Source organism: Ramlibacter agri (genome assembly GCF_012927085.1).
Classification (GTDB): domain Bacteria; phylum Pseudomonadota; class Gammaproteobacteria; order Burkholderiales; family Burkholderiaceae_C; genus Ramlibacter; species Ramlibacter agri.
Map to the genome: position 1 here is coordinate 355,878 of NZ_JABBFX010000001.1, position 20,040 is coordinate 375,917.

Below are 20,040 nucleotides of genomic sequence, written 5' to 3' on the forward strand. Positions count from 1 at the left end.
CTGAGTTTACCGTCAGCCTGCCGGCTGCCCTGTGGTGCTTTCCGCACGCAGGCGCTTGCGCAGCCAGACGATGCAGCGTTCGGCGGCTAGGCCGGGCACGCTCAACTGTTCCACGTGAAACACTTCAGCTCCTGCTGGCAGCGCGGCCAGCTCATCGTCCGGCCGTTTGCCCTTCATGGCCAGCCAGACGCCCTGCTCCGCCAGCGCTTGGCCGGACCAGCTGACGAAGTCGGCGAGCGAGGCGAAGGCGCGCGAGCAGATCACGTCGTAGGGGCCGGCCAGGTTCTCCACCCGGTCGTGCACGCCCTTGAGGTTGGACTGCTGCAGCTGGCTGGCGGCCTGCTGGATGAAGGCGGCCTTCTTGCCCACTGTGTCCACGCATTCGACCTGCAGTTCCGGGCAGCAGATGGCGATGACCACGCCGGGCAGGCCCGCGCCGGAGCCGACGTCGAGAAGCCTTCCCGGCTTTCCCTGGGTCTGCCGGCGCAACGGCCCGACCGCGGCCAGGCTATCCAGCAAGTGCTGGCCCAGCATCTCCTCGGGATCGCGGACGGCAGTGAGGTTGTAGACCTTGTTCCACTTCTGGATGAGGTCGAGGTAGGCCAGGAGCTGGGCGACCCGGGCGTCGGAGAGGTCCAGGCCGAGTTGCTGGATGCCGGCCCGGAGGCGGGTTTCGCGGGGGGATTGCATCATCGCGTGCCCTGCTCCGTGGGTTGCACCCCTTGCGCGCGGGATTCCGTAGGCTGGGTTTCGCGCAGCGAACCCCAGCTTGCGGCCGCTTCGAAACGCCGTGAAGCTGGGGTCGGCTTCGCCGAACCCGGCCGACGAATGCCCTTCCGGACGAGGCAGACGCCAGAACCTCGGCCAACCCGAGCATCCCGTCGACCCTCCATCAGCCCGCGATCCACCCCTCCCCTCATGCCGCCGCCTGTCCCGCAACCTGGTTCGCCGCCTCGGCAAAGCCCTTGTACTTGTTCTTCTTCAGGTGCACCAGCAACAGCGAGATCGCCGCCGGGGTCACGCCCGAAATCCGGGAAGCCAGGCCCAGCGTTTCGGGGCGGTGCTTGCTGAGCTTCTGCCGGACTTCGATGCTGAGCGCGGTAACCTGCGTGTAGTCCAGCTCGGCCGGCAGTTTCAGGTTCTCGTAATACGCGGCCCGCTGGACTTCGTCCTTCTGCCGCTCGATATAGCCGGAGTACTTGGCCGCGATCTCGATCTGCTCCACCACCGGCGCGTACAGCTCGCCCAAGGTTTCACGTGAAACATCGGCGCTGCGCCAGCGGCCCGATTCCAGCGACATCAGCGACTCATAGCCCACATCGGGCCGGCGCAGCAGGTCGCCGAGGTTGTACTCATGCTCGATCGTCGTGCCCAGCACTCGCTCGGTTTCCGCCGCCGAGACGATCCGGGGGTTCACCCAGGTCGCTTTCAGCCGCTCTGTTTCACGTGAAACAGCGTCGCGCTTGCGGCTGAAGGCGTCCCAGCGGACATCGTCCACCAGGCCCATCCGGCGCCCGTCTTCGGTCAAGCGCAGGTCGGCATTGTCTTCGCGCAGCTGCAGCCGGTACTCGGCCCGACTGGTGAACATCCGGTACGGCTCAGTCACGCCCTTGGTGATGAGGTCGTCCACCAGCACGCCCAGGTAAGCCTGGTCACGCGACGGCAGCCAGGCCGCCTCGCCCTTCACCTGCAGCGCGGCATTGATGCCGGCAAACAGGCCTTGGGCAGCCGCCTCCTCGTAGCCAGTCGTGCCGTTGATCTGGCCGGCGAAGAACAGGCCGGCGATCGCCTTGCTCTCGAAGCTGGACTTCAGCGCCCGCGGGTCGAAATAGTCGTACTCGATAGCGTAGCCGGGCCGCAGGATATGGGCTTGCTCCAGCCCGGGCAGCGTCCGCACCAAGCCCAGCTGGATGTCGAACGGCAGGCTGGTCGAGATCCCGTTGGGATAGAACTCGTTGGTCGTCAGCCCTTCCGGCTCCAGGAAGACCTGGTGGCTGTCCTTGTCCTTGAAGCGGTTGATCTTGTCTTCGACGCTCGGGCAGTAGCGCGGGCCGACGCCTTCGATCTTGCCGGTGAACATCGGGCTGCGGTCGAAGCCGGAGCGGATGATGTCGTGGGTGCGCTCGTTGGTATGGGTGATCCAGCACGGCACCTGCTTCGGGTGCATGTCGGCGCGGCCCAGGAAGCTGAACACCGGCACCGGGTCCAGGTCGCCGGGTTGCTCTTCGCACTGGCTGAAGTCGATGGTGCGACCGTCGATGCGCGGCGGCGTCCCGGTCTTCAGCCGGCCTTGCGGCAGCTTCAGTTCCTTCAGGCGCGCAGACAGCGACACCGCCGGCGGATCGCCCGCCCGGCCGGCCGGGTAGTTCTGCAGGCCGACGTGGATCTTGCCGTCCAGGAAGGTGCCGGCGGTCAACACCACTGCCCTGCCCCGGAAGCGGATGCCGACCTGCGTCACGGCGCCGACCACCCGGTCGCCTTCCACCATCAGGTCGTCCACGGCCTGCTGGAACAGCGTCAGGTTCGGCTGGTTCTCCAGGCGATGGCGGATCGCGGCCTTGTACAGGATGCGGTCGGCCTGGGCGCGGGTGGCGCGCACGGCCGGACCCTTGCTGGAGTTGAGGATGCGGAACTGGATGCCGGCCTCGTCGGTGGCGATCGCCATCGCGCCGCCCAGCGCATCGACCTCCTTGACCAGGTGGCCCTTGCCGATGCCGCCAATCGAAGGGTTGCAGGACATCTGCCCCAAGGTCTCGATGTTGTGGGTGAGCAGCAAGGTCTTGGCGCCCATACGCGCGGAAGCGAGAGCCGCTTCCGTACCGGCATGGCCGCCGCCGACCACGATGACGTCGAATTCTTCTGGATAAAGCATGGAAAGAGGCGCCGGTCCGGGCGCGGGGCGGCCCGCTGGCCGAAAGGGCAAGATTTTACTTTGCGGAATGCAACCCTGCACCCGTGGTCCAATCGCGCCCGTGAACTGCCGCCAGGACTGCGGCGCCTGCTGCATTGCGCCGTCCATCAACTCGCCGATTCCTGGCATGCCGAAGGGCAAGCCGGCGGGGGTGAGGTGCGTGCAACTCGACGAAGAGAACCGCTGCAAGCTGTTCGGGAAGCCCGAGCGGCCAGCGTTCTGCGGCGGGTTGCAGCCGTCGCAGGAGATGTGCGGGAGCAGCCAGGCGCAGGCGATGCACTGGCTCACTTCGCTGGAAGTCCTTACCCAGCCTTGATCGAGTGGTGCGCAGCGCAGCTGCGCACCCTACATGCACAGCGACAAGCGGGTCAGAACGGGTAATGCCGCGGCGCGGTCTGCACCGTGATCCACCGCAGCTCGGTGAACTCGTGGATGCCGGCGCGGCCGCCGAAGCGGCCCATGCCGCTACCCTTCACCCCGCCGAAAGGCATCTGCGCTTCGTCGTGCACGGTCGGCGCATTGACATGGCAGATGCCCGAATCGATCCGGCGCGCCACGTTGAAGGCACGGGCGATGTCACGGCCGAACACGGCGGCGGACAAGCCGTACTCGCTATCGTTGGCGCAGGCGATCGCCTCTTCCACGCCGCGCACCCGGATGATGGGCTTGACCGGACCGAAGCTCTCCTCGTGGTAGATGCGCATCTGCGGCGTCACGCGGTCCAGCAAGGTCGCCGCCATCAAGGTGCTCGAAGCCTCGCCGCCGCACAACAGCTTCGCCCCCTTGGACAGCGCATCTTCCAGCAGCGCGTTGCAATGGTCGACGGTGTTCATGCCGACCACGCTGCCCAGCACCACCGGCTCCGGCTTGCGCGGGTCGCCCACCGGCAGCGCCTTGGCCTTGGCGGCGAAGCGGCGCACGAACTCGTCGGCGATCTTCTCGTCGACGATGATGCGTTCGGTGCTCATGCAGATCTGGCCGCTGTTGGCGAAGCAGCCGAAGGCCGCGGCGTTCACCGCATCGTCGATGTCCGCGTCGTCCAGGATCACCAGCGGCGCTTTGCCTCCGAGCTCCAGCACCACCGGCTTCAGGTACTTCGCGCAGGTCAGCGCGATCAGCTTGCCCACGCGCGTCGAGCCGGTGAAGTTGACGCGCCGCACCGCCGGATGCGCCACCACCGCCTCCACCACCGTGCCCGCTTCCTGCGGCGCATTGGTGATGTAGTTGAAGACGCCCACCGGCAGTCCCGCTGCCGTGAACGCTTCGGCAATCAGCTGGTGGGTGCGCGGGCAGTTCTCGCTGCCTTTCAGAACCACCGTGTTGCCGCAAGCCAGCGGCGTCGCGACCGCACGCACGCCCAGGATCACCGGCGCATTCCAGGGTGCGATGCCCAGCACCACGCCGGCCGGCATGCGCACGCCCATGGCTAGTGAGCCCGGCACGTCGGACGGGATCACTTCGCCGGCGATCATCGTGGTCAGCGACGCTGCCTCGCGGATCATGCCGCCGGCCAGCATCACGTTGAAGCCGGCCCACATCGCGGTGGCACCGGTCTCGGTGGCCATCGCCTCGACGAAGGCGGGCAGCTTCGCCTCCAGCTTGTCGGCGGCCTTCAGCAGCAAGGCGCGGCGTTCGCTCGGGCCGGTTTCGCTCCAGGTGCGAAAGGCTTCCGCCGCGGCTTCGACGGCGAGCAGTGCATCGGCCGGCGATGCGGCCGGCGCGCGCGTGGCGACGCTGCCATCCAGGGGATTGCGGCGTTCGAAGGTCGCGCCGTTTTCGGCCGTGACTTGCAGGCCGTTGATCAACATGGAGAGATCGGACATTGCTTGCTCCTTTGCATTGCACCAGGCGCTGGGGTCGCTTGCTTCGCGGCGCGAACCCAGCCTACGACGAGGCGCCCAGATAGGCTTCGCGGATGACGCTGGAGCGCGCGAGCAGCGGCGCCGCGCCACTGGCGACCAGCGCGCCGCGCTCCATCACGTAACCGCGGTCCGCCACGGCCAGCGCCTTCTTCACGTTCTGTTCCACCATCAGCACGGTGGTGCCGGCATCGGCGATGCGGCGGGCGATGCCAAGCAGCTCGTCGACCATGCGTGGCGCCAGGCCCAGCGAGGGCTCGTCCAGCATCAAGAGACGTGGCGCACTCATCATCGCGCGCGCCACCGCCACCATCTGCTGCTCGCCACCGCTCATGGTGCCGGCGGCCTGGCGCGCGCGCTCGCGCAGCTTGGGGAAATCGCTCATCACCTGCTCGAGGCGGCGCGTCCGCTCGGCCTTGGGCACGAGCCAGCCACCGAGCTCCAGGTTCTCCAGCACCGTCATCTGCGGGAACAGCTGGCGGCCTTCGGCCACCAGCGCAACACCTGACTTCACCACTTCGTGCGTGCGCTCCGACAGCGGCTCGCCATCCAGCAGCACCTCGCCGGTGCGCGGGATCAACCCGTTCAATGCACGCAGCAAGGTCGTCTTGCCCGCGCCGTTGGGACCGAGGATCACCGTGAGCCCGGTCCGCACTTCGAGGCCGAGATCGCGCAGCACGAGAAAAGCGCCATACCCCGCCGACAAGCCCTGCACGCGCAACTGCGCGCGCCGGCCGGCCGCGCCCAGTTCGAAGGGCTGCGCGTCGTAGTGCATCAGCCGCCGGCCTCCGCCATCTCGTCACCGAGATACGCTTCGATCACTTCGGCGTTGCGCACGACCTCGCTGGGCAAGCCGTCGGCGATCTTGCGGCCCTGGTGCAGCACCAGCACGCGCTCCACATGCCGCAGCAGGGTGCGCACCGCATGCTCGATCCAGACCACCGTCAGTCCGAGCTCGTCGCGCAGGCGGCGGATCAGGGACGCCATCGCCTCGATCTCGCCTTCGGTCAGGCCCGCGGCCACTTCGTCCAGCAGCAGCAGGCGCGGTCGCGTGGCGAGCGCCATGCCGATCTCCAGCAGCCGCTGCTGTGAAGGCGTGATCGCGCTGGCCGGCATGGCCGCCTGCTTCTGCAGGCCGATGACACCGAGGATGCTGGCCACGTCGCGCAACGCCCAGGGTACGTCCTGCGCACGATGACGACGTCCCGCGAACTGCAAGCCGAAGTTCACGTTGCTCGCCACCGTCATGTCCGCAAACACGCGTGGCGTCTGGAAGGTACGTGCCAGTCCATGCTGCGCGAAGCGATGCGGGCCCTGCCCCGTCAGGTCCTCGCCCTCCAGGAGCAGGCGGCCCGAGGTCGGCGCCAGCACGCCCGACACCGCGTTGAAGAAGGTCGTCTTGCCGGCGCCGTTGGGCCCGATGATGCCCACCAGCTCGCCCACCTCCAGCGTTGCACTGACGGCATCGACCGCGGTCAGCCCACCGAATCGCACGGTGAGCTCGCGGGCTTCCAGCAAGGGCGGGCGATCAGGCACGGCGTCCTCCACGCAATGAACCCCACCAGCCGCGCAGCATCTCCCAACGGAGCGATGCCAGCCCGCCTGGCAGGTACAGCACAGACAGGATCAGCAACAGGCCCAGCGCCATCATGTAGATCTGCGGCGCCTGCAGCCGCAAGGTCTCGGCCAGCACGCTGAACACGATGGCGGCAATCAGCGGACCCCACAGCGTGAGCGCTCCGCCGATCAGCGCGATCAGCACGGTCTGGAACCCGATGAAGGGGTTGAACACGGTCGGCGGATCGATGTAGGTCCAGCGCGTCGACATCGCCGCGCCCACCGCGCCCGCGAAAGCAGCGGTCAGCGCGAAGCCCGCGGTCTTCACCCAGCGCGTGTTCACGCCCAGCGTCTGTGCGCGCTGCTCGTCGCCGCCTATGCCCGCCAGCGCCAGCCCGAAGCGCGTGCGCCGCACGACGATGGCTACCGCCACCGCGAGCACCGCCAGGCCCAGCACCGTGAGGTAGACAGTGTCCTTCTTCGGCACCACCGTCAGCACGCGGCCTACGGTACCGGTGACGCTCTTCTCGAAATAGGTCACGGCATAGCGGATCAATTCGGTCATGCCGAAGGTGAGCACAGCGAAGTACGTGCCGCGCAGGTGCAGCACCGCGGCGCCCATCACCGCTGCGACCAGCACGGCGACACCCGCACCCGCCGCGATGGTCGCCGCCCAACCCCACTGCGCCAGCACGATCGCGCTGGTGTAGGCGCCGATGCCGAAGAAGGCGGAAGTCGCCAGCGAGAGATAGCGCGTGGTGCCGCAGAACAGCGCCCAGCTCGAAGACAGCGCCACGTACATCAGGCAGCTGAGCGCCAGCGACACCAGGAATTCGCTGCCCCAGTAAGGCAAGGCCAGCGCCCAGCCGGCGAAAGCGGCCAGCACCAGCAAGTCACGCGCGAGGAACTGCCTGGAGGTCATCGTGCAAACAGTCCCCGCGGCCGCAGCAGCAGCACCGCAATGAAGACGCCGTAGGACAGCAGCGCCTTGAGCGAAGGATTGGTGAAGTGCATGCCGATCGCTTCCACCACGCCGAGCAGCAAGCCACCTGCGAGGGCGCCGCCCATGCTGCCGAAGCCGCCCAGCGTGATGACGATCAGCGCAGTGACCGTGTAGGGCTCGCCCATCGAAGGCGAGATCGTGTACGCCATCGACAGCAATGCGCCCGCCACGCCGGACAGGCCCAGGCCGACGCCGAACATCAGCGGGTGCAGCACGCGCATGTTGATGCCCACCAGCTGCGCGCCCGTGGGCGATTGCATCAGCGCGCGCACCGCCTTGCCCAGCAAGGTCATGCGCAACAACAGCATCAGCCCCAGGCCGAACACGAGGGCCAGGCCGAACACCAGCAGCTTGTTGGCCGCGAATTGCGCGCCGCCGAAGGCCACCGGATTCGTCAGGTAGTCGTAGCCGCGCAGGTCACCGCCCCAGGCCCAGGACACGAGGTTCTGCACCAGGAACAGCAGGCCGAAGGCCACCATGAGCCCGCGCGCCTCGAACACGTCGAGGTTGGGCGAGGTCTCGGCAAGACGGCGGAAACACAGGCGATGGATCACCAGGCCGGTCGCCATCAACACGACGAAGGAAACGGGGATCATCAGCAGCGGCGAGACGCCGAAGCTGGCCTGCGCCATCCAGGTGAGATAGGCGCCCACCATCAGGAACTCGCCGTGCGCGATGTTCAGGATGCGCATCAACCCGTACTGCAGGTTGAGGCCCAGCGCCACCAGGGCATAGATGCCGCCGGTGAGCAAGCCGGAGGCGATGAGTTCGGTCCAGGCGCCGAGGGACATGGTGATAAAGAGGGTTGTCACCCCGGGCAGGCCCGGGATGACAACCGAACGACTTCCCTTCCCCTTCTTCCCTCTCTTGTTATTTCCAGGCCGCCTTGGCCGGCTCCAGCTTCGCCGTCGCCACGCTGGTGGGCCAGACCACTTCGAACTCGCCCTTCTGCCATTGCGACACGGTGCCGGGCGTCGAGGTGTTTTCGCTGCCGGTGAACTTGATGTCGCCGACGATGGTCTTGTGGTTGGTCTTCTGCACGTAGTCGCGCATCGCCTTGCGGTCCAGGCCCACGGTCTTGCAGGCGTTGGTCATGATCTCCAGGCCGGCCCAGCAATGGCCGCTGGCCCAGCGGTCCGGCTCCTTGCCGAACTTCTTCACGTGCGCATCGAAGTAGGCCTTGGCGCCCGGGCTCGTCTTGCTGTTCCACGAGCCCATGCCCAGCACGCCCTCGGCGCCGGCCGGCGTCATCACTTCCTTGTACAACTGGAAGGCCGTGCCCACCGAGGCGTAGAAGAACTTCGGGTTGAAGCCCACTTCCTTGCTCTGCTTGGAAGCAAGGATGGTGTCCGGCGGATAGGTGATGCCGATGAAGGCATCGGGGTTCTGCTCCTTCATGCCGCGCAGCACCGGCGACAGGTCCTTCACGCCCAGCGGATAGCTTTTGCGATCGGTCACCTGCAGGCTGGTCTTCTTCAGCGCGGCGTTCAACGCGGCGAAGTTCTCCAGCCCGAACAGGTCGTCCATGTAGACGATCGCCACCGACTTCGCGCCATTGGCCACCAGCAGGTCGACCAGCGCGCCCATCATGCGATCGGGCTGCTGCAGCAGCGAGAAGAAGTAGGGCAGGTTCATGTCGATCAGCTTGCGCGACAGCGCCGTCGGCGCCAGCATCGGGTAGCCGTAGCGCGTGGCCAGCGGCGCCAGCGCGAAGTTGGCGTTGCTGCCCCAGGGCGGCAGGATCAGGTCGACCTTGTCGCTGCCCATCAGCTTCTCGTAGCTGCGCACCACCGTCTCGACTTCGCTGCGGTCGTCGGAGCTCACGAGCTCGATCTTGCGCTTCGCGCCCTTCACGTCCAGGCCGCCGGCGGCGTTCTGCTGCTCCGCCCAGAGGATGTAGTTGGGTTCCTGGCTCACCTGCGCGCCGCCGGTCCAGGGGCCGGTGCGCGACATCGTGTAGCCGACCCGCACCGGCGCCGATTGCGCCAGCAGGCCAGGCGCCACCGAGGCGCCAGCCACGGCGGCGGCGCCCTGGATGAAGCGGCGGCGGGGGATGGTGGGAATGCGTTGCGCCATGCTTGTCTCCTCTGCGGGGATCAGGTGCCGCATGCTAGGAAGCCCACGGCCGCGCTGCTTTGCTCTCCGCGCAGAAGCGCTTGCCTGCGTGTGCACGACGAACCGGGTTAACCCTTAGGCATTCATCAGCTGGGCCGCGCCACAGTGCTGGCATGGCGCAATCCACCCTCCTCAGCACCGACGTGGTCGCGCCGCGTGACCGCGCGCCGCAGTGGGCCGAATGGATCTCGCGCCACTTCTGCGGCCTGCAGTCGGACCTGTACGGCGACGTCGATTTCGACGGCCAGATCGTGTCCTCGCAAGCCGGCGACGTCATCCTCACGCGGCTCGAAGCCAACCGCCATCGCGTGCTGCGCACTGCCTCGATGGTCCGCACCAGCGACGTCGCCTACCTGAAGATCGTCGCGCCTTGGCGCGGCAGCGCGGTCGTGCAGCAGCAGGGCCGGCAAGCGTGCGCGCAAGATGGCGCATGGGTCATCTACGACACGACCGGCACCTACGAGATCGGCAACCCGGAGCGCAGCGACCACCTGATCGTGATGGTGCCCAAGGAAGGCATCCTGGAGCGCGGGCAGCGCTTCGACGGCGTGATGGCGCGGCGTCTCGGCGCGAACGGCATCTCGCGCGTGGCGCTCGAGACCATGCGCAACACCTACCTGGAGCTGCCCAACATGAGCGGCGCTGCAGCGGCGGGCGCCGGCGAACTGATCAAGCAGCTGGTGCGGCTGTCGCTGATGGAGCTGTCGGGGCAGGACACGGCGCTGACACAGCGCGAGGCCTTGCGCGATCGCATCCGCGGCTACGTGCAGCAGCACCTGCGCGACCCACAGCTGTCCGCCGATGCCATCGCCCGCGCGCTGCATTGCAGCCGCCGCCACCTGTACAACGCCTTCAGCGGCGAAGGCGAATCCATCGCCGCCTACATCCAGCGCCTGCGCCTGCAGGCCTGCATCCGCGACCTGCAACAGGCCGGGCCGCATGCGCGGCCCATCACCGACATCGCGCTGTCCTGGGGCTTCGGCAATCCGTCCCACTTCAGCCGCGTGTTCCGCGACCACACGGGCATGAGCCCTTCCGAATTCAGAAGCTCCTGATGAACCAACACGCGAACTTCACCCGCATGCAGGACAGCACGGCGGCGGACTGGCAAGCCATTACCGGCGAATTCATGCCTTTCGCGCAGGCGCTGCCGGACCGCGTGGTCCAGCACCTGCAGCTGCTGCAAGGCGACTACGGCGGCTTTCCCGTCGACCGCTACACGCATTCGCTGCAGACCGCCACGCGCGCGCTGCGCGATGGCCGCGACGAGGAGTACGTCGTCTGCGCGCTGCTGCACGACATCGGCGACACGCTCGGCGCGTTCAACCATCCCGATATCGCCGCGGCCATCGTCAAGCCTTTCGCCAGCGAGGCCAACCACTGGATGGTGCAGCAGCACGGCATCTTCCAGGGCCACTACTTCTTCCACCACATCGGGCTGGACCGTAACCTGCGCGACCGCTTCCGCGAGCATCCTCACTACACTCGCACCGAGGAGTTCTGCGCGCTGTACGACAACCCGGCGTTCGACCCGCGGGCCGAGACCCTGCCGATCGAGGAATTCCTGCCCATGCTGCGGCGGGTGATGGCGCAGCCGCGCAACTCGATCTACCTCAAGGAGGGGTCATGAACATCGCATCGTTGAAGGAAGTCGTCAGCGCCGAGGAATGGCAGCTGCGCGTGGACCTCGCCGCCGCCTACCGGCTGGTGGCGCTCTATGGCTGGAGCGACCTCGTCTTCACGCACATCAGCGCGCGCATCCCGGGACCCGAGCATCACTTCCTGATCAATCCCTACGGCCTGATGTTCGACGAGATCACCGCGTCCTCGCTGGTGAAGGTCGACCAGGCCTGCAACAAGATCATCGACTCGCCCTTCCCGGTGAACCCCGCGGGCTTCGTCATCCACAGCTGCATCCACGACGGCCGGCCGGACGTGGGCTGCGTGCTGCACACGCACAGCCGCGCCGGCGTCGCTGTCAGTGCTCAGAAGAAAGGCGTGTTGCCGATCAGCCAGCAAAGTACCTTCGTGCTGGCTTCGCTGGGCGTGCATGATTACGAAGGCGTGGCGCTGCGCGACGAAGAGAAGCCGCGGCTGCAGCGCGACCTGGGCGACAAGAACTTCCTGCTGCTGCGCAACCACGGCCTGCTGACCGTGGGGCCCAGCGTGGCCGATGCCTGGCTGTCGATGTACACCTTCGAGAACACCTGCCGCATCCAGATCGATGCGCAGGCCGGCGGCGGCGAACTGGTGGAAGTCGACGCGCGCATCATGCAAGGCATGGGCGAGGTGCTGAAGGCCGTCACCAAGGGCCAGGGCGCGAACATCGCGTGGCCGGCGCTGCTACGTCGGCTGGACAAGCTGGATCCTTCGTACAAGACGTAAGCTTCGCCATCCCCGCGCAGGCGGGGACCCAGGGCACTAAAGGCGGACGCACTGGTTTCCCGCCTGCGCGGGAATGACGAATCGCGGGTCGTGCTCCAGCACCATCACTTCCTTCCGCGCCATCTGCACCTGGCCGAACATGGTCGCGAAGGCCACGTCCTTGGCATCGCGGCCGGTGCCGATACGCACCAGCCGGTCCACCGGCGCCATCCCGGTCGGGTCGAACAGCACCCAGTGGCCATCGAGCCAGGCTTCGAACACCGCGTGGAAATCCTGCGGCGGCTCATCGAACCACACATAGCCCACGACGATGCGCGCCGGGATGTTGAGCGCGCGGCAGAAGGTGATGCCCAGGTGCGCGAAGTCGCGGCACACGCCGGCGCGCTGCTGCAGCACCTCGCCCGCCGTGCTGTTGCTGTTGGTGCTGCCCGGCCGATACGCCACCTCGTTGCGGATCCAGTCCACGATCGCCTTCACGCGCCCATAGCCCGGCGGCACGTGGCCGAACATGCGCACGACTTCATTGGACAGCAGGTCCGACTCGCAATAGCGGGTGGCCAGCAGGTAGGGAAAGATGCCGTCGGGCACCTTGCCCACGGGTCGTTCGGCCAGGCTCGTGTCGGGCGCCGGCGTGTGCACCTCCACCTCCGCCTTGTAGCTCACCTTCAGCGGGCCGGGCTTCGCGTCGAAGCGCAGGAAGCGGTTGCCGCTGCGCGCGTCGGTGTAGGCGTGCGGCGTGACGCCGCTGGAGATGGAGAGACGTTCGCTCAGGAGCTTCTGCGTCGGCCAGTGCGCGGCCTCGATGTTGAAGCAGAAGTGCGCGGTCGACAGCACCTGGTATTCGAGCACCGTCTCCACGGTCGACAGGTGCATGCGTTCTCCGTACGACGAATGGGTGACATCCATCGTACGGCCGGCGCCAAGCCCAGCCAATAGTCTGGCGCCTTCGCCAGCTGTAGGACGCGCTGCGCTACTTGCCGAACAGGCCGCGCAGGCCGTTGCCTATCTTGTCCCCGATGCTCGTCGTCGCCGCGCCGACAGCCGAGCCGGCGAGAGCAGCGCTGGTCAAGGTCACGCTGGGCTCGTCGAGCGTGCCGCCCACGGCGAGCGGCACGCCGAGCGCGCCATGCGCCAGGTCCACCGCCACACGGCCGCTGAGGGACTTGTTCGCCGCCAGCGTCACGTTGCCGGTGGCGGACAGCGAACCCGAGGTCGCCACCAGGTTCGTCAGGTGCACGGTCTTGCCCTGCGTGTTGACCTGCCCGGCCAGCGTGTCGAGCCGGGTGCTGCCGCCGCGGCTGAGGCCCACCGTCTGCACTGCGCGGGCCAGGTCGATGCCTTGCAGCTCCGCGTTGCGCACGGTGAAGTGCGTGCTGGTCTGCAGCACGTCGACGATCTGCCCCGGGTCCTTGTATTCGGAGCGCAGCGTGGTCTGCGCCTGCAGCTTGCCGGTCAGCGGCTTGCTGGGCGCGGTCAGCGCGGAGACTTCCACGTTCTCGGTCGTGAGCTGGCCCGTCAGCAACTGCAGCCCCGCGGCCTTGCCCGGCTGCAGCTGGAGCTTGCCCTTCACGTGGCCGCCGCCGATGGCGATTTCCACCGGCCACTCCTTGCCTTCCTGCTTGATCTCGCCGTGCGTGCCTTCGAAGCGGCCCGCGACGACCTTGAAGGACGCGGAATCGAGCAGCCCGTCGTCGGTGAGGTCCGCCTTGGCATCGATGGTGATGGGCTGGCCCTTCTCGTCGATCCAGGTGATGTTGTCCAGCAGCACGCTCTGCGGCAGCACCAGCGGCTTGCCGGGCGCGGCCGGCTCGGGCTTCTTGCCCTTGTCCTTGTCCTTCTTCTGCATCACTGCGGTCAGCGCCGCGATGCCGGTCTGCGGCAGCACGGCCTGGCGCACCACCAGGGTCTTGATCTCCAGCCGCCCCATCAGCAGCGCCGCCCAGCGCGGCCGCGCCTCGACGCGCTCCACGCTCAGCGCAGAGGGCTTCGTCTGCAAGCGCACCTGGTCCACTGCCACGGCCGGCACCGGGAACAGGTCCACCGACAGCCGCCCCAGCTTGAGCGGCACGCCCAGGGCAGCCGCTGCTTCCTTTTCGACCCGCGCACGGAAATCCTCGGTGCGCAGCCAATGCTGCAAGGCCACCGCCACACCCGCCAGCAGCAGCACGCCGAGCACGCCGGCCGCCGCCAGCCATTTCAACCACTTCACCATGCGCCTATTGTCCCCACTGCCGGGCTTCAACCCACACCCCTGCAGGAATTCTTCACACCCGCTAGCATCGAATTCTTCACGGTCGACACCAAAGGAAACAAGGATGAAGCTGTATTACTCCCCGGGCGCCTGCTCGCTGTCCCCGCACATCGCCCTGCGCGAAGCCGGCCTCGCCTTCGAGCCCGTGCTGGCCTCCACCAAGTCGCACAAGCTGCAGGACGGCACCGACTACTACGGCATCAACCCCCTGGGCTACGTACCGATGCTGGAACTCGACGACGGCACCCGCCTGCGCGAAGGCCCGGCCATCGTGCAATACGTTGCCGACCAGGCGCCCACCAAGAACCTCGCGCCCGCCAACGGCACCCTGCCCCGCTACCGCCTGCAGGAGTGGCTGACCTTCATCGGCACCGAGATCCACAAGACCTTCTCGCCGCTGTTCAATCCCGCGCTGGACGAAGCCGCGAAGAAGGTGTTCCGCGACAAGCTCTCCAGCCGCTACGAGTTCATCGACAAGGAACTCGCCGGCAAGCAGTACGTGCTGGGCGACCACTTCAGCGTGGCCGACGGCTACCTCTTCACCGTGACGCGCTGGACCAAGCCGATGAACATCGACATCAGCGGCTTCGCCAACCTGCAGGCCTGGATGGCGCGCGTTGCTGCCCGCCCCGCGGTGCAGGAGGCCTTGAAAGTCGAGGGACTGCAATAACCTAGGTGTCATCCCGGCCCCGCGCCGGGATCGAACCACGTGCCTCGGCCGCATGGATAGCGGTTCAAGGCCGCAACAACAAAGCTCTATGAAATCCTTGTTCGACCCGGTGCAGGTCGGAAGCCTGCACCTGCCCAATCGCATCGTCATGGCCCCGCTCACGCGCAATCGCGCGCCGCAGGCCATTCCCACGCCGCTGATGGCGGAGTACTACGCGCAGCGTGCCTCGGCCGGCCTGCTGATCTCCGAAGCCACGGCCATCACGCACCAGGGCCAGGGCTACGCCGACGTGCCCGGCCTCTACGGCACCGAACAGCTCGACGCCTGGAAGCGCGTCACCGATGCCGTGCATGCCAAGGGCGGCCGCATCTACTGCCAGCTGTGGCACGTGGGCCGCGTCTCGCACGTGGACCTGCAGCCGGACGGCGGCAAGCCGGTCGCGCCCTCCGCCATCACGGCCAAGACCAAGACCTATCTCGTCAAGGACGGCCAGGGCGGCTTCGCGGCCACCTCCGAGCCGCGCGCGCTGGACGCGGGCGAGCTGCCCGGCATCGTGCAGGACTTCCGCCACGCTGCGCGCAACGCGATCACCAGCGCGGGCTTCGATGGCGTCGAAGTGCACGGCGCCAATGGCTACCTGCTGGACCAGTTCCTGAAGACCGGTTCCAACGAGCGGCGTGACGACTACGGCGGCTCCATCGAGAACCGCGCACGCCTGCTGCTGGAAGTGATGCGCGCGGTGGTCGGCGAAGTCGGCGGCCATCGCGTCGGCCTGCGCCTGTCGCCGGTGACGCCGGCCAACGACGTCGTCGACGCCGATCCGCAACCGCTGTTCGAGTACGTCGTGAAGCAGCTCGCGCCGCTGGGACTGGCCTACATCCACATCATCGAGGGCGCCACCGGCGGCCCGCGCGAAGTGGACGGCCGCCCCTTCGACTACGCCGCGCTGCGCAAGGCCTACCGCGATGCCGGCGGCAAGGCCACCTGGATGGTGAACAACGGCTACGACAAGGCGCTGGCCGAACGCGCGCTCGCCAGCGACGCGGACCTGGTGGCCTTCGGCCGGCCGTACATCGCCAATCCGGATCTCGTGGAGCGGCTGCGCGCGAACGCGCCGCTGAACGAGGTGGAGAAGACGACGCTGTATGGCGGTGGGGCGAAGGGGTACACGGACTACCCCGCGCTGAAGTAAATCGTCATTCCCGCGAAGGCGGGAAGCCAGGGCGCCCTGGGTCCCCGCCTCCGCGGGGATGACGAAGTCAAGCCGGCCCGACCCCGATCGGCGCCGGCGTCCGCATCACGATCCGCGTGAACAGCCGGTCATAGGCCGGCTCCCGCTCGCCGCCGGCCAGCGGGTCGATGTGCTGCGAGAAGGCCGTGTTCAGCTGGGCCCAGTCGGACGGCGACAGCAGTTCCTGCGCCGCGGGCAGGATCTCGGTTTCTTCGGTCCGCATGTGGGCCAGGTAAAAGTCCACGTAGTGCCGCGTCGCGTCCTCGAAAGCCGCGCGGCGGCTGTCGCCCAGCAGTTCCCACGCCAGCAGCAGGTGCTGCAGTTCGCGCACGCGGCGCTCGCCCTGCAGGTGGTCGTTCTCCAGCCGCTCGATCACCGGCATCAGCGCCGGCATCGCCCGCGCCATCTTCGGGAACAGCAGGTCCGACTCCTTGGGGTGGTGCCGGCGCTCGGGAAATTCGTCGATGTAGAACAGCATGGCCCGCAGCACGTCGAAGTAGCGCTCGGGCTGTTCTTCGTCCGGTCCGCGCTGCAGCATCTGCTGCAGTGAACGCAGGACGGCGGCGACCGCGGCATGTTCGTCGCGGATGATCTGCAAGGCGTTGCGGGTGGTGTGGCTCATGGCGCTATCTCCTGTTGTCAGGGTCGCACGCGGGAGCCCTCCCCCGCTTGACGCACGTCAACGGGATCGCTTCAGCAGCAGCGCGTTCGTCAGGACGCTCACGCTGGACAATGCCATCGCCCCGCCCGCCACTACCGGGCTCAGCAAGCCCGCCGCCGCCATCGGGATGCCGGCCACGTTGTAGGCGAAGGCCCAGAACAGGTTCTGGCGGATCTTCACCACCGTGCGGTGCGAGATCGCCAGCGCGCGCTCCACCAGCGCCACGTCACCGCGCATCAACGTGATGCCGGCCGCATGCATGGCGACGTCGGTTCCCGTGCCCATGGCAATGCCGACATCGGCGGCCGCCAGCGCCGGCGCGTCGTTGACGCCGTCACCCACCATCGCCACGACGTGGCCGCCGGCGCGCAAGGCCGCCACGCGCTGCGCCTTGTCGCCCGGCAGCACCTCGGCCTGCACCTCTTCCGGCGCAAGCCCCAGGCGCCGGCCCATGGCCTGGGCGGCGGCGCGGTTGTCGCCGGAGATCATGACCAAGCGCAAGCCGCGCGCACGCAGGGCCGCAAGGGCCGCGGCGGCACCAGGCTTGGGTTCGTCGGCAAAGGCCATCAGCGCGCGCAGCGCGCCGCCTTCGAGCAGCGCGGACAGCGTCGCGCCTTCGCCCTGCAGGCGCTGCACCTCGGACTGCAGCATTCCCAGCGGCGTGCCCAGTTCATCCAGCCAGCGCAGGCTGGCGATGCGCCACTGCGCGCCGCCCACGCTGCCTTCGGTGCCGCGCCCGGGCACCGCGCGCACGGCCTCGGCCGGCTGCAGTTCCAGGCCACGCTCGCGCGCAGCACCCACCACCGCGCGCGCCAGCGGATGCTCGCTGCCCGCCTGCACGCTGGCCGCCGCGGCCAGCAGCGTCGCTTCGTCCTGCCCCGCCGCCGGCACGAAGGCCACCAGCCGCGGCTGGCCCACCGTCAGGGTGCCGGTCTTGTCGAAGGCGACGGTGTCGACGCGGTGTGCAATCTCCAGCGCCTGCGCGTCCTTGATCAGGATGCCCTGGCGCGCGGCGACGCCGGTCCCGGCCATGATCGCCGCCGGCGTGGCCAGGCCCAGCGCGCAGGGACAGGCGATCACCAGCACCGCCACGGCGGGGATCAGCGCGTCCTGCAGGCTGGCGCCGGCGATCAGCCAGCCGACCAGCGTGAGCAGGGCGACCGCCACGACCACCGGCACGAACACCGCCGCCACCTGGTCCACCAGGCGCTGGATCGGCGCCTTGCCGGCCTGCGCGTCCTCGACCAGCCGGATGATGTGGGCCAGCACGCTCTCGCCGCCCACGGCGGTGGCCTTCATCACGACACGTCCCTCGCCGTTGATGCTGCCGCCGGTGAGGCGCGCGCCCTGGCCCTTGGCCACCGGCAGCGGCTCGCCCGTGAGCATCGATTCATCGGCGTGCGTGTCGCCCTCTTCCACCACACCGTCCGCCGGGATGCGTTCGCCTGGGAGCACCAGCAGCCGGTCGCCGGCCATCACCTCGGCCAGCGGCAGGTCGGCTTCACCCCCGCTTTTCAGCATGACGTGCGCCACTTCCGGCCGCAGCGCCTGCAACGCGCGGATGGCCGACGTGGTCTGGCGCTTGGCGCGCGCTTCCAGCCATTTGCCAAGCAGCACCAGCGTGATCACGACCGCCGAAGCTTCGAAGTACAGGTGCATCTGGCCCTCGGCCAGCCACAGCCACATCGACAAGCCCCAGCCCGCACTGGTGCCCAGGGCGACCAGCAGGTCCATGTTGCCGCTGCCCGCCTTCAGCGCGTGCCAGCCGGCCTTGTAGAAGCGCGCGCCCAGCACGAACTGCACCGGCGTGGCCAGCAGGAACTGCAGCCAGGCTGGCAGCATCCAGTGCAGGCCGAAGGGTTCGCCCATCATCGGCAAGACCAGCGGCAGCGACAGCAGCAGGCCCAGCGCCACGGGCCCGAAACCGGCCCAGGGCGAAAGGTCTTCGTCACGCGTCAATTCGGGGGCACGTGGTTCGTAGCCGGCGTTGCGCACCGCGCGGCGGATCTGCGCCTCCATCTGCTCCGCCGGCTGGAAGACGACGCGGGCCGATTCGGTGGCCAGGTTGACGCTGGCGTCCTCGACGCCGGGCACCTTCTTCAAGGCGCGCTCCACCCGCGCCACGCAGGAGGCGCAGGTCATGCCGCCGACGCCGAGGTCCAGGGTCGCGGAGGAAGATTCGCTGCTGTTCATGGATGGAATGCTGGACCTTGCCATCATGGGAAAGTCAAGCGCTTGACCTTACCATCGTGGAAAGCTTTAGGCTTTGCGCATCATCATCGGAGAACGAACATGAACCAGACCTTCCAGGTGCAAGGCATGAGCTGCGGCCATTGCGCCAACGCCGTCACCCAGGCCGTGAAAGCCGTCGACCCGCAAGCCCAGGTGAAGGTGGACCTGGCGAGCGGCAAGGTGGAAGTGGCTTCGCAACAGGACCACGCCGCGATCGCCCGCGCCATCGAGGAAGAAGGCTACAAGGTCGCGGCATGAAACCGGCCGCCAGCGCGGCCTGGCCGGTGAACATCGGCGAAGCGGCTCGCCTGTCCGGCGTGTCGAGCAAGATGGTGCGCCACTACGAGAGCCTGGGGCTGCTGCCGGCGGTGGCCCGCACCGACAGCGGCTACCGCCAGTACAGCGAAGCCGAGGTTCACACGCTGCGCTTCATCAAGCGCTCGCGCGACCTCGGCTTCTCGATGGCGGAGATCGCCGAACTGGTGGGCCTGTGGCAGAACCGGCGCCGCGCCAGCGCCAGCGTGCGGCGCATCGCGCAGAAGCACGCCGACGAACTGGGCGAGAAGATCGCCGCCATGCAGGAGATGCGCAAGACGCTGTCACACCTCATTCACAGCTGCCAGGGCGACGAGCGCCCCGAATGCCCGATCCTGGAGGACCTGGCGCGTTAGCGCATGTTCTCGCGCTGCGCTTCGCGGCGCAGGCGCTGGACTTCCTGCTCGGTGAACACGCGCTCGACCTGCGGCCTGGGCGTGGCCATCGTGGCCGGGCCGGCGCCCAGTGCGGTGGTGTCGGGGGCCCGGGCCTGCGCCTGCGCCATCGCTTCACGCTGGGCCAGCACGGGCTGGTCCATCATGATCACCGCGCCGTTGCTGCTGCGTTCCTGCGCCGGCATGGGTGCCGTGTCGGTCATGACCGTGGGAGACGGCTGGGACGACTGCGCCCAGACCGCGCCGCTGGAGAGGAGTGCGGCCGGCAGCAACAAGGCCGCCACTCGCACCAAAGACGGGTACTGCATTTCGGACTCCTTGGAAAATCGATGGGTTGGCGTTCACTCTGGCGTTGCCCGGCCGTGCTGGCTGTGGCCGAGGGAGCATGCTTGCCGTAGGAAGGATTCGACCCAGCATGTGCTCCGCCGACGTCGGCAGGCGTCTTTACCTCGAGG

General features: G+C 67.9%; 21 protein-coding genes. 8 read left to right on the forward strand and 13 right to left on the reverse strand.

Going from position 1 to position 20,040, the window contains the following annotated elements; genetic code table 11:
- Nucleotides 1-12 precede the first annotated feature (12 nt).
- Complete coding sequence (gene rsmG, locus HHL11_RS01775; protein WP_169416668.1) at nucleotides 13-693, reverse strand: 16S rRNA (guanine(527)-N(7))-methyltransferase RsmG; 681 nt, start codon at nucleotides 691-693, stop codon at nucleotides 13-15.
- A 223-nt stretch (nucleotides 694-916) separates the two neighbouring features.
- On the reverse strand, nucleotides 917-2,872 hold the full coding sequence (gene mnmG / locus HHL11_RS01780) for a tRNA uridine-5-carboxymethylaminomethyl(34) synthesis enzyme MnmG (RefSeq protein ID WP_169416669.1): 1,956 nt from the start codon (nucleotides 2,870-2,872) through the stop codon (nucleotides 917-919).
- A gap of 67 nt (nucleotides 2,873-2,939) precedes the next feature.
- On the opposite strand from mnmG, the gene HHL11_RS01785 reads away from it, so the two are divergent.
- The gene (locus HHL11_RS01785) at nucleotides 2,940-3,227 is read left to right on the forward strand and encodes a YkgJ family cysteine cluster protein (protein ID WP_169419871.1); all 288 of its coding nucleotides are present in this window, start codon (nucleotides 2,940-2,942) and stop codon (nucleotides 3,225-3,227) included.
- A gap of 52 nt (nucleotides 3,228-3,279) precedes the next feature.
- Here the strand turns inward: HHL11_RS01785 and HHL11_RS01790 are convergent, their stop codons facing one another.
- The 6 genes from HHL11_RS01790 to HHL11_RS01815 all read right to left on the reverse strand — a co-directional run bounded on the left by HHL11_RS01790 (nucleotide 3,280) and on the right by HHL11_RS01815 (nucleotide 9,406).
- Complete coding sequence (locus tag HHL11_RS01790) at nucleotides 3,280-4,734, reverse strand: aldehyde dehydrogenase (protein WP_169416670.1); 1,455 nt, start codon at nucleotides 4,732-4,734, stop codon at nucleotides 3,280-3,282.
- A 61-nt stretch (nucleotides 4,735-4,795) separates the two neighbouring features.
- Complete coding sequence (locus tag HHL11_RS01795; protein WP_169416671.1) at nucleotides 4,796-5,545, reverse strand: ABC transporter ATP-binding protein; 750 nt, start codon at nucleotides 5,543-5,545, stop codon at nucleotides 4,796-4,798.
- On the reverse strand, nucleotides 5,545-6,306 hold the full coding sequence (locus HHL11_RS01800; protein ID WP_342593159.1) for an ABC transporter ATP-binding protein: 762 nt from the start codon (nucleotides 6,304-6,306) through the stop codon (nucleotides 5,545-5,547). Before HHL11_RS01800 ends, HHL11_RS01795 begins: the two co-directional genes overlap by 1 nt.
- Nucleotides 6,299-7,249: a branched-chain amino acid ABC transporter permease gene (locus HHL11_RS01805; RefSeq protein WP_169416672.1), complete on the reverse strand. Its 951-nt coding sequence runs from the start codon at nucleotides 7,247-7,249 to the stop codon at nucleotides 6,299-6,301. The genes HHL11_RS01800 and HHL11_RS01805 overlap by 8 nt, the downstream gene beginning before the upstream one ends.
- On the reverse strand, nucleotides 7,246-8,121 hold the full coding sequence (locus HHL11_RS01810) for a branched-chain amino acid ABC transporter permease (protein WP_169416673.1): 876 nt from the start codon (nucleotides 8,119-8,121) through the stop codon (nucleotides 7,246-7,248). The genes HHL11_RS01805 and HHL11_RS01810 overlap by 4 nt, the downstream gene beginning before the upstream one ends.
- A 79-nt stretch (nucleotides 8,122-8,200) precedes the next feature.
- Nucleotides 8,201-9,406 carry an amino acid ABC transporter substrate-binding protein gene (locus HHL11_RS01815; RefSeq protein WP_169416674.1) on the reverse strand — a complete coding sequence of 402 codons (1,206 nt, stop codon included), beginning with the start codon at nucleotides 9,404-9,406 and terminating at the stop codon, nucleotides 8,201-8,203.
- 152 nt (nucleotides 9,407-9,558) lie between these two features.
- Between HHL11_RS01815 and HHL11_RS01820 the strand changes: the two genes are divergently transcribed.
- From HHL11_RS01820 to HHL11_RS01830, 3 genes are read left to right on the forward strand one after another with little or no spacing between them, the layout of a single operon-like run.
- Nucleotides 9,559-10,500, forward strand: a complete 942-nt coding sequence (locus HHL11_RS01820; RefSeq protein ID WP_169416675.1) for a helix-turn-helix domain-containing protein — start codon at nucleotides 9,559-9,561, stop codon at nucleotides 10,498-10,500.
- Nucleotides 10,500-11,075 carry an HD domain-containing protein gene (locus tag HHL11_RS01825; protein WP_169416676.1) on the forward strand — a complete coding sequence of 192 codons (576 nt, stop codon included), beginning with the start codon at nucleotides 10,500-10,502 and terminating at the stop codon, nucleotides 11,073-11,075. Before HHL11_RS01820 ends, HHL11_RS01825 begins: the two co-directional genes overlap by 1 nt.
- Nucleotides 11,072-11,830: a class II aldolase/adducin family protein gene (locus tag HHL11_RS01830; RefSeq protein WP_169416677.1), complete on the forward strand. Its 759-nt coding sequence runs from the start codon at nucleotides 11,072-11,074 to the stop codon at nucleotides 11,828-11,830. Before HHL11_RS01825 ends, HHL11_RS01830 begins: the two co-directional genes overlap by 4 nt.
- A 36-nt stretch (nucleotides 11,831-11,866) precedes the next feature.
- On the opposite strand, the gene HHL11_RS01835 is transcribed toward HHL11_RS01830, so the two are convergent.
- Together HHL11_RS01835 and HHL11_RS01840 are read right to left on the reverse strand one after the other, a co-directional pair.
- Nucleotides 11,867-12,703 carry a transglutaminase-like domain-containing protein gene (locus HHL11_RS01835; protein ID WP_169416678.1) on the reverse strand — a complete coding sequence of 279 codons (837 nt, stop codon included), beginning with the start codon at nucleotides 12,701-12,703 and terminating at the stop codon, nucleotides 11,867-11,869.
- 97 nt (nucleotides 12,704-12,800) lie between these two features.
- Entirely contained in the window at nucleotides 12,801-14,042 is a 1,242-nt protein-coding gene (locus tag HHL11_RS01840) for an AsmA family protein (protein WP_169416679.1), read from the reverse strand.
- Between the two features lie 103 nt (nucleotides 14,043-14,145).
- Between HHL11_RS01840 and gstA the strand changes: the two genes are divergently transcribed.
- Both gstA and HHL11_RS01850 read left to right on the forward strand, forming a co-directional pair.
- Complete coding sequence (gene gstA, locus HHL11_RS01845) at nucleotides 14,146-14,751, forward strand: glutathione transferase GstA (protein WP_169416680.1); 606 nt, start codon at nucleotides 14,146-14,148, stop codon at nucleotides 14,749-14,751.
- 88 nt (nucleotides 14,752-14,839) lie between these two features.
- On the forward strand, nucleotides 14,840-15,943 hold the full coding sequence (locus tag HHL11_RS01850) for an alkene reductase (RefSeq protein WP_169416681.1): 1,104 nt from the start codon (nucleotides 14,840-14,842) through the stop codon (nucleotides 15,941-15,943).
- 67 nt (nucleotides 15,944-16,010) lie between these two features.
- Here the strand turns inward: HHL11_RS01850 and HHL11_RS01855 are convergent, their stop codons facing one another.
- Together HHL11_RS01855 and HHL11_RS01860 are read right to left on the reverse strand one after the other, a co-directional pair.
- Nucleotides 16,011-16,604: a hemerythrin domain-containing protein gene (locus HHL11_RS01855; protein WP_169416682.1), complete on the reverse strand. Its 594-nt coding sequence runs from the start codon at nucleotides 16,602-16,604 to the stop codon at nucleotides 16,011-16,013.
- A 57-nt stretch (nucleotides 16,605-16,661) separates the two neighbouring features.
- On the reverse strand, nucleotides 16,662-18,836 hold the full coding sequence (locus HHL11_RS01860; protein WP_169416683.1) for a heavy metal translocating P-type ATPase: 2,175 nt from the start codon (nucleotides 18,834-18,836) through the stop codon (nucleotides 16,662-16,664).
- Nucleotides 18,837-18,935: 99 nt separating this feature from the next.
- Here HHL11_RS01860 and HHL11_RS01865 point away from each other — a divergent pair, with 99 nt between their 5' ends.
- Together HHL11_RS01865 and cueR are read left to right on the forward strand one after the other, a co-directional pair.
- The gene (locus HHL11_RS01865; protein ID WP_169416684.1) at nucleotides 18,936-19,133 is read left to right on the forward strand and encodes a heavy-metal-associated domain-containing protein; all 198 of its coding nucleotides are present in this window, start codon (nucleotides 18,936-18,938) and stop codon (nucleotides 19,131-19,133) included.
- Entirely contained in the window at nucleotides 19,130-19,546 is a 417-nt protein-coding gene (gene cueR, locus HHL11_RS01870; protein WP_169416685.1) for a Cu(I)-responsive transcriptional regulator, read from the forward strand. The genes HHL11_RS01865 and cueR overlap by 4 nt, the downstream gene beginning before the upstream one ends.
- On the opposite strand, the gene HHL11_RS01875 is transcribed toward cueR, so the two are convergent.
- Nucleotides 19,543-19,893, reverse strand: a complete 351-nt coding sequence (locus HHL11_RS01875) for a hypothetical protein (RefSeq protein WP_169416686.1) — start codon at nucleotides 19,891-19,893, stop codon at nucleotides 19,543-19,545. The two genes, cueR and HHL11_RS01875, sit on opposite strands and share 4 nt — an antisense overlap.
- Nucleotides 19,894-20,040: the final 147 nt, after the last annotated feature.